This window comes from Blautia sp. An249, from assembly GCF_002159835.1.
In the GTDB taxonomy this organism is placed as follows: domain Bacteria; phylum Bacillota; class Clostridia; order Lachnospirales; family Lachnospiraceae; genus Blautia_A; species Blautia_A avistercoris.
In genome coordinates this window covers 355240-367901 of sequence record NZ_NFJL01000002.1, presented here as the reverse complement: position 1 = coordinate 367901, position 12662 = coordinate 355240, and the positions used below count along the sequence as shown (strand labels likewise).

Below are 12662 nucleotides of genomic sequence, written 5' to 3'. Positions count from 1 at the left end.
ATTTTTTCTAAAATTTGTGCTATAATAGGAACGACAGGAGGAATGCGCCATGATAGAATCACATGAACTCAAGAACCGGGATCGATACTTGAAAAAACTCATCGGTTTTCAGGACACGGAACCGGTAAAGGTCATCACCGGTATCCGCCGCTGCGGCAAATCCAGCCTACTGAAGCTGATGATTCAGCATTTACGGGAAACCGGCATAGGGCAGGAACAGATCGTGGAGATGAACTTTGAATCCCACGATTTTCGGAGCATGACCTCGGATGAGGTGTACCACTATGTCAAGGAGCGAGCCGTTCCGGGCAAGCGGATGTACCTCTTCTTTGACGAGCTGCAGCGAATCGATGCCTGGGAAGATGCGGTCAACTCCTTCCGGGTGGATCTGGACTGCGACATCTACATTACCGGCTCCAACGCCTACCTGCTGTCCTCCGAGTATTCCACCTATCTCTCCGGTCGGTGCGTGGAGATTAAAATGTTGCCGCTCTCTTTCCGAGAGTTCCTGGACTTCCACAACTTTGAAGTTCGGGAAACCATCAGCGCCTTGGGCGGAACTCACCGGCAAGTGTTTGATAAAAACGGCGAACGCTATGACCTGCGGGAAGTATTTGACGCCTATATGCGTTTTGGCGGGATGCCTGGGATCGCGGATATCGGACTGGATCAGGAAAAAGCCCTGAGCCTTCTGGAAGGCATTTACTCCACCGTGGTGGTGCGGGATATCCTGGAGCGGGAAAAACGACGCGGCCAGCGACAGATCACCGACTCTGCGCTTCTGCGTAAGATCGTCCTGTTCCTTGCGGACAACATTGGCAGCAGCGTTTCAGTTTCCTCTATTGGCAACACGCTGATGAACGAAGGACTCCTGGAGGATGGTAAACGCAGAGGAACCCCCAGCACCCACACGGTGCAGGCCTATATCGCCGCACTGTTGGAAAGCTACTTCTTTTATGAAATCAAGCGGTTTGACATCAAGGGCAAGGAATACCTGCGCACCCTGGGCAAGTACTATATCGTGGACATCGGGCTTCGGAACTTCTTGCTGGGATTCCGCAACCGGGACAGCGGACACGCCATTGAGAATGTGGTCTACTTCGAACTGCTCCGCCGGGGCTATGATGTGGCCATTGGGAAGATCGACAATCAGGAAGTGGATTTCATCGCCACCACGGCTGACGACAAACTCTATATTCAGGTGACGGAATCCATGCAGAGCGAGGATGTCCGCAAACGGGAGCTTGCCCCATTGCAAAAGATCCGGGATAATTACGAAAAGATCGTGCTGTCCCTTGAGCCGGGGCTAGACGTCTCTTATGACGGTATCAAGTCCTTGAACCTTGTGGATTGGCTGCTGGACGGCTGATCGCCAGAAAAAACAACAATTCTATTTTCGAAGAGCATCGGGCTTTTCCGTTCCAGGGATAAGCCCCAGAACCGTACTACAGGCAGTGCCTACAGCTTTTTCTTTGGAGGAAGCTCTTCGGGCAAGCGTGTCAATGAACGTTCCGCGATGCAGATGACGGCGGTGTATTCCTGCGTCCGTATTCTGGCGGAGGCTGTGGCGGGATTGCCACTCCACCTCTACCGCTATAAGGAGGACGGCGGCAAGGAGAAAGCCCTTGACCATCCGCTGTATCTTTTGCTCCATGATGAGCCGAACCCGGAGATGAGTTCCTTCGTGTCTAGGGAGACGCTCATGACGCACCTTCTCCTATGGGGGAATGCCTATGCGCAAATCATCCGGAACGGACGCGGTGAAGTGATGGCGCTCTATCCCCTGATGCCTGACCGGATGGCGGTGGACAGGGATGATAAGGGGCAGCTTTATTACGAATACACTACCAGTGCAGACGATGCGCCGATTTCTAAAGGCAGCATTGTCCGGCTGAAGCCTTCGGATGTGCTACATATCCCAGGCCTTGGCTTTGACGGGCTGGTGGGCTACTCCCCCATTGCGATGGCAAAGAACGCAATCGGCCTTGCCATTGCCACAGAGGAATACGGCTCCAAATTTTTTGCAAATGGCGCGCAGCCAAGCGGTGTGCTGGAGCATCCGGGAACCATCAAGGACCCGCAGAGGGTGCGGGATTCCTGGATGAGTCAGTTCGGGGGCTCGGCAAACAGCAACAAGATCGCTGTGCTTGAGGAGGGGCTGAAATACACGCCCATCTCCATCTCGCCGGAGCAGGCGCAGTTCCTGGAAACAAGGAAGTTCCAGATCAATGAGATCGCAAGGATCTTCCGGGTGCCGCCCCACATGGTCGGTGACCTGGAGAAATCCAGCTTCTCCAACATTGAGCAGCAGTCCCTGGAGTTTGTGAAATACACCCTGGAACCCTGGCTGGTGCGCTGGGAGCAGTCCATCCAAAGGACCCTGTTTTCTGCGGATGAGAAAAAGCGGTATTTTGTCCGCTTCAACGTGGAAGGGCTCCTGCGGGGCGATTATGCAAGCCGCATGAACGGCTACGCTGTGGGCAGGCAGAACGGCTGGATGAGCGCCAACGATATTCGGGAGTTGGAAAACCTGGACCGCATCCCGGCGGAGGAAGGCGGCGATTTGTACCTGATCAATGGAAATATGACAAAGCTGAAGGACGCAGGAATCTTTGCGGCGTCCGGGGCTGGAAAGGAGGAAGGAACCGATGAAGAAGTTCTGGAAGTGGAAGAACAGAACGGTGACGGACCAGGAGAATCAGACGAAAACAGTGGGGAGAACGCTGTTCTTAAACGGCACAATCGCCGAGGAGAGCTGGTTTGATGATGATATCACGCCGGCTCTTTTTAAAGAGGAACTGATGGCAGGATCCGGCAATATCACCGTCTGGATCAATTCACCCGGTGGGGACTGCGTGGCGGCAGCCCAGATCTATAACATGCTGATGGATTATCCCCATGACGTGACGGTCAAGATTGACGGCATTGCGGCAAGCGCTGCTTCTGTCATTGCGATGGCAGGCACAAAGGTGCTGATCTCCCCGGTGGGGATGATGATGGTGCATAACCCGGCTACGGTTGCATGGGGAGATTCCGCTGAGATGCAGAAGGCCATTGAGATGTTATCCAGTGTAAAAGACTCCATCATCAATGCCTATGAGATCAAGACGGGGTTGTCTCGTGCAAAGCTCTCCCATCTCATGGATGCGGAAACCTGGATGGATGCCCATAAGGCGGTGGAGCTTGGATTTGCCGATGGGATTCTGGGAAGGACAGAACTGCCAGAGGACATGGAGCCGCCAGCGGTCACCATGCTTTATTCTAAAGCCGCCGTGGTCAACTCCCTCATGGATAAGATCGCGGCGAAATGCAAAACGAAACCGAAAACCGAACCGGAAGGCCGCAGCGTAGACAGCCTCTACGAGCGGCTTGATTTATTAAGATTTTAAGGAGGACATGGCTATGACGATTTTAGAAATGAGAGAAAAAAGGGCAAAGGCATGGGAAGCGGCGAAGGCATTCCTGGATTCCCACAGGACTGATAAGGGTGTGCTGTCCGCTGAGGATGACGCCACCTATTCCCGCATGGAGCAGGAAATCTCCGACCTTGGGAAGGAAATCTCCCGTATGGAGCGTCTACAAGGTACAGGTCGGCGCGTACAGTGTCAAGGCCAACGCAGAGGCAATGATGAGAAAGGTCAAGGCAGCCGGGTTTGACGCTTTCATTACGACTGCATCCGGGTCAGCTGTATCTTCCTCTAATGCTAAGTCCATTGACACGCTTTATATCTCCCGTGAAGTGCAGTCCCGGTTAAGTCATACATCTTTGATAAATCAGCTCCACCATACCAGTTAATCGGCAGCTTTGCCAGTTCCTCCAATGTCCAGTTGTATTTCTCATCCGAAGCCCGCACGACCGCCATATCGAAATAGGCGTCCATGGCACTGGTAAATACGTTCAGGGATTTCGCAAAGTAATCTTTGCGAAGCTGCGGATTGTCCCGCGCCTGTCTGGCTTCTTCCATCAACTCTTCCGGCTGAACGGATTCTCCGTAAGCCGGATTTGCCATCTCCTGGGATTTCGGATCCATAAAGTCGATATATTCTTTTCCTTCCTCTGTTTTTACTGGGTCAGCTTCACAGATGAAGAAAAAATACTGTTCATTCTCTACCTGCTTATCAAGGACACGCTTCCCATATGCAACCTGCTGCGCTAAAAAACTGTTTGGATCATCACCTGCTGTTGAAATCCCGATCATCAATTTATTCCGGTAGGCCTTCATTGCCTCTTTAAACAGTGTGTACTGCTTGGGCTTTTTGAAGGCGTGGATCTCATCCGCAATAGCAATATTGCAGTTAAAGGAATCCTGTGCGTCCGGGTTTGCCGCCAGGGCATTTAATTCAATCAATCCTCCGCTAATCTCAGCTTTTAAAGAATGTTCATTGTTGTTGTCGATAATATGAAAATGTCCGCCGTCTTCATCCCATTCCCCCATTCTTATTATGTTGTATTTTACAAAGTTGTACGTCTCCAATGTCTGCTTCAGCGCCGCTGCCACAACATAGATTTTAGTCCCTGATAATCGATACAAAAGCCCTAGGGCGTATGCAAGTGCACCGGCAAAACTAGTTTTTACATTTTTTCTGGGTATAAAAACAAGACACTCATGGAATCGTTTGATTCTGGTGTCTTTCATGTAAAATCCAAGAATATTATATATAATGAATTTATGGAAATCCATCAACAGGAACGGTCTTCCGCGCAATGGCACACCGTCCTTGTCTTCTCCCTGTTGGTGGCAAATGGTGTTTTCGATGATTCGGATAACAAATTCCGCATCTTTCGGATCAAAGTCGTATCTCCCACTCTCATAATCTTCCAAAAATCTTTGGCATGCCTTTATCCGGTATTTGTTCGCCACCCGTTTCCCGGATATACAGTCCTCAGCATACTGAAAAACAGTATCCCAATTTTTATACTTATTCACTCATCCGCTCCAGTGCCGCATCCAAAGCACTTGTTTTCTTTTCTTCCAGGCCTTTGGCTTTTATTTGCCTAAGCCCCTTCGGAGTCAGCCCGAAAGTATTTTCCATGTCTATGAGCTCTTTCCGCAGGTTTTCCATCGCCATGTAAAGAGCCGTCTTCCTTAAATTGGTGGCGCCATTTTTGTTTGTATACTTCTCCGTTATCTTACAGCCATCTTCATACCACTTATCACTCAAAATTTCATATTGGATTGCAAGCTCTGCGTATCTCCTTACGGAGGCTTCAAATTTCTTTCGGAATGTGCCGAGAACTCGCATATTTTCTACTGTTTTGTTAAACAAACGTGTGATTTTTGTCTTTCTATTCTTTGCACTTTCCATTCTTTTTCCCCCTTTCCTGTATTTTACATAGAGTTGGAAGATGCTACCCCCGTCCAGTAGATGCTTCTAAATTCCTTCCCGAGCAGGCAGGGGGCTTCATATTCTCCTTTTTCAGAGGTAGCACTTGCATTTTTCAGCCATTCATTCCTTTCTAATGTTTTTCGGAGCATTTTTATTTCTTTTGTTAATTCGCCGATGCTTTTACATATCATTTTTACTTCTGTACTTACCACGTTCTCGCCTCCAATTCACTCCTGGTTCTGTTCTTCTTTGTAAGTCCTTTCCTAACTCTGTCAGTTTTCCTGTCTTTCTGTCTTCCAATTTGTTATGGGTTGCTCTGCTTACACTTATCTGGTTCCAGTCTTCCCAGGCATATTCTGGATACTCTTACGCCGGATAGATATGATGTACAACTGCTGCCTCTTCTACCCTTCCGTATCTCTTAGCTATCTGGCACCTATACCCATCCAGTCGTAGTATCTTCTCTCTTTTCTTTTTCCATTTGGTTCCGTAATAATTAAACATCATCCACACAAAAAGCGCCTGATTTCTCAGACGCCTTTTCCTATTCCTTATTCTGTTCTATGAAGTCCTTCATCATCTTAGTAAGCTGAGTCCCCATTGCCACGCCTGCCTTTTTACAGGCTTCCTGAAACTCCTCCGCTACCTTTTTATTCACCTTATAGGTTTTGGAAATCATCCCTGCTTTTGCATCCCACTTATCTTGTGGCCTTTTTCTTTTTTCTTCCATTCTTACACCAACCTTTTTATTTCTTTTATTATTTCAGGTATCGTTTCCACTGATAAGTATATCCCTGCACACATAAGAAGAATAGCAGAATACATACTCTTATTTCCTATAAAAATAATCCACGCCGCAATGATAAATATTTCTTTGAATTTTAGGCTTTTCATTTTTTTCTAGATGAGTTATACTTTTATTAAGGAATCGGGGCTTTCGCCCCTATCCTTTACTTGAGAGCCTGTATAAAACTTGCAAGTCCTGTTAGAAACGTTCCTAGCGCAATTAACAGTTCTATAATAAGTTTTATCAGGTTCTTTTTCTTTTGTTTCTTTTTACTCATCTGTTTCTCACCTCCTTATGTATATATAATATCATATACGTGTACGTATGTCAATAGATAATCAGAAAGTTTTTTATAAATTTTTATAATATATATAGTAGTATAGTATGCAATCGTAACCGTAGAAACCGTAACCGCCAGTAAAATCAAGGGGGTTCACCCATTTTAACCGTAGACTGAACCGTAGACTGAACCGTAGTTTAATAAAAAAATCCCCAACTGTTGCAGCAGTCAGGGATTCAGTAACTTTAATTAAGCCGGACTGATGATACGATCAGTGAAAACTAAAAAAAAGCTATGCATATTGATTATATCATTTCAGTCCTGCATTTACAAGAAAAGAAAGGACTGATTTTATGGCAGAAGGTGTAAGAAAAAGAGGAAAAACATGGTCATATTATTTTGACACAGCAAGAATCAATGGTGAACGTCACAAAATTGAAAAAGGTGGTTTCCGTACACAAAAGGAAGCACTGGATGCAAGGGCAGCCGCCATTGCTGAATACAACAATACCGGACGTGCCTTTTCTCCCAAAGATATAAGCGTTGCGGATTATCTTGACTATTGGTTAGAAACCGCAATCAAAAAGAATATTGACCACGGCTATTCTTATGAAACATGGCGAGACTATGAGTCCAAAATTAGGCTTCACCTAAAACCCACTTTTGGTATATATCGGTTAAGCAGTTTTCAGTATGCATCTGATAAAGTTCAGGAATGGGTAAACAATATGAAACTAAAGGGATTTTCCAAAAGTATGATTAAGAATACCCTGACCTGCTTACAGGGCGCATTGAATTATGCTATCTTGCCACTAAAATATATTCAAGCGAACCCCTGTATACCAGTAAAAATTGGCAAAATGCCCATTGACGTAAACGCAAAAGAAAAGATCGAGTATGTTTGCCCTAAAGAAGAATTTGAAAGAATATTAGCCCGTTTCCCGGAAGACAATTATTTTCATATGTCCCTGCTTTTACCTTATTATTCCGGTACACGCATAGGGGAAACGTTTGCCATTGACTTGAATGAAGATGTGGACTTTTCTAAACATGAACTACATATTAATGGACAGATGCGGAAAAGGGATAAAACATGGTTCATCAAACCACCTAAATATGAATCATACCGGACAATTAAAATAGGTAATACGTTGGAACAGGCGTTGAAGCACACCATAAAGCAAAGAAAAATCAATCGTTTGAAATACGGTCAATTCTACTTAAAGACTTATCTGCTACCGGATCAGTCTATTGTCCAAGTCCGGGCTGATGTGAATGTAGTACATAAAGAGATCATGCCCTTATGTGTAAAAGAAAACGGGGAATTGGTCACGCCGGACTCCTTCAAGTATTGTGCAAGAGTTATTCATTATGAACTGGGAAATGTTCTTTTCCACTCCCATAGCCTCAGACACACTCACGGAACAATACTTGCTGAAAAGGGTGTAAACCCTAAAACAGTTATGGAGCGATTAGGGCATAAAAATATCGAAACCACCTTGCAAACCTATACATTCAATACCAAAGTCATGCAGCAGACCGCTGTTGACGTATTTGAAAAAGCTATGTAAGCATAAAAAATATGGCTGACACACTGTTCATAGTGTTCAGCCGTATTTTTAATTTTTATTAAATTTTATTTTTTAGGGTGGCAAATCGGTGGCAAATACACTGAACCTTACCCAAGAAACGCCGGAAAACCGCCTATTTCCGCACTAATTTCACGATACTTTCGACGTGAACCGTTTGTGGGAACATGTCTGTTGGACAGATTCTGTCCAGCCGGTACCCTCTTTCGCACAGGTATTTCAGATCTCTGGCCAGGGTTGCGCTGTCGCAGCTTACATACACCACGCGCTTTGGCTGCATGGCGGCAATGGTATCCAGAAGCTGTACGTCGCAGCCTTTGCGGGGCGGATCCACCACAATCACATCCGCGTAAATCCCCTCCCTGCGGTACTTCTCCGGGAGGACTTCCTCCGCCTTTCCCACGAAAAATTCCGCGTTCTTAATTCCGTTTCTTCGGGCATTTTCCCTGGCGTCTTCTATGGCCTGGGGAACGATTTCCACGCCGTACACCTGCTTCGCTTTCTGGGAAAGAAACAGGGAAATTGTGCCGATTCCGCAGTAAAGATCCCATACGGTTTCATTACCGGTAAGACCGGCATATTCCAGGGCTTTTTCATATAATTTCCGGGTCTGGACGGGATTCACCTGGTAGAAGGAAAGAGGCGAAATCCGGTAGGTGATGTCTCCGATGGAGTCTTCGATATACGTTTGTCCCCAGAGCAGGCGAATCTGTTCTCCCAGGATGACGTTGTTTCGTTTCTTGTTGACGTTTAAGGTAATGCTTGTCATTTTGGGGATGGTTTTTAATGTTTCCACCAGCTTTTCTTCCCGGGGCAGACGTTCTCCGTTAACAATCACACAGACCATCCACTCTCCGCTGGTGAACCCGCAGCGGATCAGGATGTGACGGACCAGACCTTTTCCTGTCTGTTCGTCGTAGGGTTCCACCCGATACTCTTTCATATAAGAAAGTACACGATTTAAAATCTCTTCATTGCCTTTGGCTCCCAGACAGCAGTTCCGGTTATTGATGATGCTGTGGGTGCGGCCGGCGTAAAAGCCGGTAATGATTTCCTTTTCTTTGTTTTTTCCCACGGGAAACTGGGCCTTATTTCTGTAGTAATAAGGCTCTTCCATGCCGATAATCGGCTCCATGGGAATCTGGGTAAATCCCCCAATCCGCTCCAGGTGATCCCGGACTTTTTTCTCTTTAAATTCCAGCTGTTTTTCGTAGGTTAATGCCTGTAACTGGCAGCCGCCGCACTGTCGGGCGATGGGACATTTGGTCTCCCGGCGGAAGGGGGAGGGCTCCAGAATTTCCATCAGCCGGCCGTATCCGTAACTTTTTTTCGCTTTAATGATTTTGGCCCGGATGTGGTCGCCGATGACTGCGTCTTTTACAAATACCGTGTAGCCGTCGGCTTTTCCTATTCCTTCTCCATCGTTTCCCATGTCCGTAATTACCAGGGTTACTTCATCGTTTTTCTTATATGTTATCATTCAAACGTTCTCCTGCTTCTATTCTTTCTTTTATCCGCGGGCTGTTTTTTTTCCCGTAAAGGCCAAAGAGACTGCTGTTGTTTCTGCCTTTGCAAAAACAGCAGCAGTCCTTTCTTTTCTGCATTCTGTTTTATTTATACTTCGCTGGTTCTTCGTAAGTTGCTCTCGAACAGCCGGTTGAATCCCAGCCATTCCTTTTTGGCTCCTGCATTGGAGAAGATTTCTGTAAGCGTTTCCATTCTGGCGTCTGTATTATCTGCCAGGTTTAAAGCCACTGCCTCTGCCAGGGCCGGTTTCTTGGGGGAACCGTATTCCAGCTCTCCATGATGGGCGATGATACAGTGTTTCAGTTCGTTTTCCAGCTTCCGGGGGAAATCCGGAATGGTTCTGATAATGTCATGAATCATTTCTGTTCCAATCACAATGTGTCCCAGAAGCTGCCCTTCATCCGTGTAGTCGTTTAACGGAAAGGCAGACAGCTCTTTCGTTTTTCCGATGTCATGACAAAGAGCGGCGCTGATCAGCAGATCTCTCTTTAAAATCGGGTAGCGGGTGCAGTAATAATCGCAGAGTTTTACCACACTCAGGGTATGTTCCAGCAGCCCTCCGATAAATCCGTGATGTACGGTTTTGGCTGCGGAATGGCTGGTAAAATTCTTCTGAAATTCCGCGTCTTCCACAAACAGTCTGTTCAGAAGCTGAACCAGGTAGGGGTTTTTTATACTGTTAATATAAGTCACAAGCTGACCGTACATATCTTCGGTGCTGTTTTCGCTCACCGGGAGATAATCTTTGGGATCGTATTCGCCCTCTCCTGCTTTTCTGGCCCTTCGGATGGTAACCTGCAAAGCTCCGGCAAAGCTGCTTACCTCTCCCACAACCTCCACATAGTCCAGTGCGTCGAAATCGTCAATTCCGCTGGAATTGGGATCCCAGATTTTGGCGTCTATGGTTCCGGTTTTATCCTGAAGTATCACATTTTCATAGGGCTTTCCGTTTTTGGTAACGGCTGCCTGTTTCTGTTTGCATAAATAAATGGCTCCCACTCTGTCGCCTTCGTGTAACTCGTTTATAAATCGCATGTTAATCTGCCTTTCTAAATTCCTTCTACTATCATTGTATATTCCATTTTCTCGTAGTTCTCGGTTCCTCTCCGCTTCAGAACCACTTTTATCTTCTGGCCTTCTTTGCATTTCTGCAGATAGGTGCTGTATTCCTGCATAGTTGCCACCGGTTCTCCGTTCAGAGAACAGATGATGTCTCCGCTTTGGACTCCCGCTTTCATAGCCGGAGAATCCCTTTCCACCGAATCCACATAAATTCCCTGAGGAATGCCTCTGCTTTGTGAACTTTCGTCCACTTCCTCCCCTTTGATTCCCAGATACATAATCGTCTCCCCATTGGAAAGGATTTCCAGCAGAGGTTTTAACTGGGAGACGGCCAGGGCTTTTACCATACTGGAGGAAGCGTTCTGTCCCTCCTGGGGCTGTACAATCAGACCGATGATTTCCCCCTGGTTATTCAGCAGAACTCCGCTGCTTTGTTCCTCTCCCAGTATATCTGTCATCAGCAGGTTATACCGGGCGTCTATGGACTGGTATTCATTGGCCACAGAGGTAATCACGCCATAAGATACCAAATCTGAATAGGCGGATGGATTCCCCAGGGCAATCACGCCTTTCCCCCGAAAGAGACTATAGGAATTTCCCAGGGATGCCACATACAATCCCGCTCTGGTATCCTGGGGAATTTTTTCTTTTTCCACGGTCATCACCGCAAGCCCCGTGCGGGGATCGCTTTTTCTTGGGTTTCCTTTCACTGTTTTACCGTCCTGAAAAGTAACCCACAGGGTTTCTGCATTCTCTACGGCCTTTGTCTCTGTCAGAATATAATATTCGTTTTCGTTTTCCATATAAATGATTCCGGAGGCCAGACCATAGGTCAGCCTGGTTTTATCCAGAAGGTTTTCATCTTCGGATTCTCCGTAAACGGTTACCAAAGCTTTCTGAGGCTTTTCTGCAATAGTAAGAATCTCCTGATACGCGCTCTCATACTGCTCCAGAGCGTTTTTCTCTGTCTGTGCAGACGAGGCAGCCTCCGGCTTTTCCTGTTCCTGCACCTGGGCATTTTCTTCTGTTTCCTCCTGCTCCTGTGGAGAATCAACAGGAATCTGAACTTTTTGAGTCTTTTCTGCATTTTCTTCATTTATCTGCAAAAACTGCGGCGCAGCCAGAGTAAAGGCAGCGGCGGCGGCCAGACCGAACAAAATCCCCGCTCCCAGAAGATACCCGGTTTTTAGAATCCGTTCCTTCTTCCCGTTCTTTTTTATAGTTTCTTTGATAAAATAATAGTTTTCCGGGTTTTCATTTCCCTCTTTTTTCTTTTTCCACTGCATAACTGACTCCTGACATTCATCAAAATTAAAATCCCGACTGCCAACTGTCGATTATTCTATCAAATACTTATGAATTTTTTATGAATAAAATCAGATTTTACTGGTTTAAAAGCTGTATATTGGCTGCTTCATACTGGTTAAAGACGGACTCGCTGAAATTGGCCGGATCCACAGTTCCCTGATACCAGGATTTCTGATTGAAATAGTCCTGTACCTCTTTCATAGTAAAACGGTATCCATGGCGGGCATAGATTTCATTGATTGCCATCTGCTTTTGTTCATAGTTCAGTCCGCTGACTTCCTCCCGGGTCAGATACCGGCTGCTGCTCTCTGGCAGAATATAGTCCCCTCCTGCTGCAGCAGGCGTGGGTGTGGGTGTTCCTGTAATTCCCGGCGTAGGGGTGGGCAATACACTGGGACTTGGCGCAGGAGTCGGTGTCGCCGTCGGGATTGGGGTGGGCACAGGCGTTTCCGTAGGTTTGGGACTTAAGGTCGGTACCGGTGTGGAGGTGGGAAGAGGCGTAGGCAGGGGTTTCACCCTGACGCTGTCTTTATCCTCCAGTTCCTGCGTATCACTGGAGAAAAATTCATCCACCTTTTCGTTGGCCTTCTCATCAATCTTATCCAGAAGACTGCATCCGCCCAGAAAAACAGACAGACAGAATACTCCCAGAACAATCCCTGTTCCTCTTTTTTTCCAGCCTTTGTACTTCATCTGCATTCCTCCCTTGTACACCACGGTTATTGCTTTATTATAACTTGACTTTCCCGGAAAAGCCAGAAGACTTTGAATTTTATCTTTC

14 protein-coding genes and 1 pseudogene are annotated in these 12662 nt (G+C 46.7%); 6 read left to right on the top strand and 9 right to left on the bottom strand.

Annotated elements, in window-relative coordinates:
• Positions 1 to 49: 49 nt before the first annotated feature.
• The 5 genes and pseudogenes from B5F53_RS03685 to B5F53_RS03665 all read left to right on the top strand — a co-directional run bounded on the left by B5F53_RS03685 (position 50) and on the right by B5F53_RS03665 (position 3796).
• Positions 50 to 1369 carry an ATP-binding protein gene (locus B5F53_RS03685; protein ID WP_087219916.1) on the top strand — a complete coding sequence of 440 codons (1320 nt, stop codon included), beginning with the start codon at positions 50 to 52 and terminating at the stop codon, positions 1367 to 1369.
• A gap of 36 nt (positions 1370 to 1405) precedes the next feature.
• Positions 1406 to 2764, top strand: a complete 1359-nt coding sequence (locus B5F53_RS03680; RefSeq protein WP_442856285.1) for a phage portal protein — start codon at positions 1406 to 1408, stop codon at positions 2762 to 2764.
• Positions 2649 to 3389: a head maturation protease, ClpP-related gene (locus tag B5F53_RS03675; RefSeq protein ID WP_140398199.1), complete on the top strand. Its 741-nt coding sequence runs from the start codon at positions 2649 to 2651 to the stop codon at positions 3387 to 3389. The genes B5F53_RS03680 and B5F53_RS03675 overlap by 116 nt, the downstream gene beginning before the upstream one ends.
• Positions 3390 to 3402: 13 nt before the next feature.
• Positions 3403 to 3576, top strand: a pseudogene (locus tag B5F53_RS03670) (phage major capsid protein); the annotation flags it as partial.
• Complete coding sequence (locus tag B5F53_RS03665; protein ID WP_242970230.1) at positions 3506 to 3796, top strand: SPOR domain-containing protein; 291 nt, start codon at positions 3506 to 3508, stop codon at positions 3794 to 3796. The pseudogene B5F53_RS03670 and the gene B5F53_RS03665, both read left to right, overlap by 71 nt.
• Here the strand turns inward: B5F53_RS03665 and B5F53_RS03660 are convergent.
• The 5 genes from B5F53_RS03660 to B5F53_RS03640 all read right to left on the bottom strand — a co-directional run bounded on the left by B5F53_RS03660 (position 3705) and on the right by B5F53_RS03640 (position 6058).
• Positions 3705 to 4928: a terminase large subunit domain-containing protein gene (locus B5F53_RS03660; protein WP_204246898.1), complete on the bottom strand. Its 1224-nt coding sequence runs from the start codon at positions 4926 to 4928 to the stop codon at positions 3705 to 3707. The genes B5F53_RS03665 and B5F53_RS03660 overlap by 92 nt on opposite strands.
• Positions 4921 to 5307, bottom strand: coding sequence for a P27 family phage terminase small subunit (locus tag B5F53_RS03655; protein ID WP_087219907.1), 387 nt, complete (start codon positions 5305 to 5307; stop codon positions 4921 to 4923). The genes B5F53_RS03660 and B5F53_RS03655 overlap by 8 nt, the downstream gene beginning before the upstream one ends.
• A gap of 23 nt (positions 5308 to 5330) precedes the next feature.
• On the bottom strand, positions 5331 to 5540 hold the full coding sequence (locus B5F53_RS19800; RefSeq protein ID WP_087219904.1) for a hypothetical protein: 210 nt from the start codon (positions 5538 to 5540) through the stop codon (positions 5331 to 5333).
• Between the two features lie 154 nt (positions 5541 to 5694).
• Positions 5695 to 5841, bottom strand: coding sequence for a hypothetical protein (locus tag B5F53_RS20255; protein WP_242970229.1), 147 nt, complete (start codon positions 5839 to 5841; stop codon positions 5695 to 5697).
• Positions 5842 to 5872: 31 nt separating this feature from the next.
• Positions 5873 to 6058, bottom strand: coding sequence for a hypothetical protein (locus B5F53_RS03640; protein ID WP_087219901.1), 186 nt, complete (start codon positions 6056 to 6058; stop codon positions 5873 to 5875).
• A 690-nt stretch (positions 6059 to 6748) separates the two neighbouring features.
• On the opposite strand from B5F53_RS03640, the gene B5F53_RS03635 reads away from it, so the two are divergent.
• Complete coding sequence (locus B5F53_RS03635; protein ID WP_087219898.1) at positions 6749 to 7966, top strand: tyrosine-type recombinase/integrase; 1218 nt, start codon at positions 6749 to 6751, stop codon at positions 7964 to 7966.
• A gap of 133 nt (positions 7967 to 8099) precedes the next feature.
• Here B5F53_RS03635 and rlmD read toward each other — a convergent pair whose 3' ends face one another.
• The 4 genes from rlmD to B5F53_RS20250 all read right to left on the bottom strand — a co-directional run bounded on the left by rlmD (position 8100) and on the right by B5F53_RS20250 (position 12574).
• The gene (rlmD, locus tag B5F53_RS03630; RefSeq protein WP_087220076.1) at positions 8100 to 9461 is read right to left on the bottom strand and encodes a 23S rRNA (uracil(1939)-C(5))-methyltransferase RlmD; all 1362 of its coding nucleotides are present in this window, start codon (positions 9459 to 9461) and stop codon (positions 8100 to 8102) included.
• A gap of 137 nt (positions 9462 to 9598) precedes the next feature.
• Positions 9599 to 10546, bottom strand: a complete 948-nt coding sequence (locus tag B5F53_RS03625; protein ID WP_087219895.1) for a 3'-5' exoribonuclease YhaM family protein — start codon at positions 10544 to 10546, stop codon at positions 9599 to 9601.
• A 14-nt stretch (positions 10547 to 10560) separates the two neighbouring features.
• The gene (locus B5F53_RS03620; RefSeq protein WP_087219892.1) at positions 10561 to 11859 is read right to left on the bottom strand and encodes a S1C family serine protease; all 1299 of its coding nucleotides are present in this window, start codon (positions 11857 to 11859) and stop codon (positions 10561 to 10563) included.
• A gap of 97 nt (positions 11860 to 11956) precedes the next feature.
• Positions 11957 to 12574, bottom strand: a complete 618-nt coding sequence (locus B5F53_RS20250; protein WP_242970228.1) for a YARHG domain-containing protein — start codon at positions 12572 to 12574, stop codon at positions 11957 to 11959.
• Between the last annotated feature and the right edge of the window lie 88 nt (positions 12575 to 12662).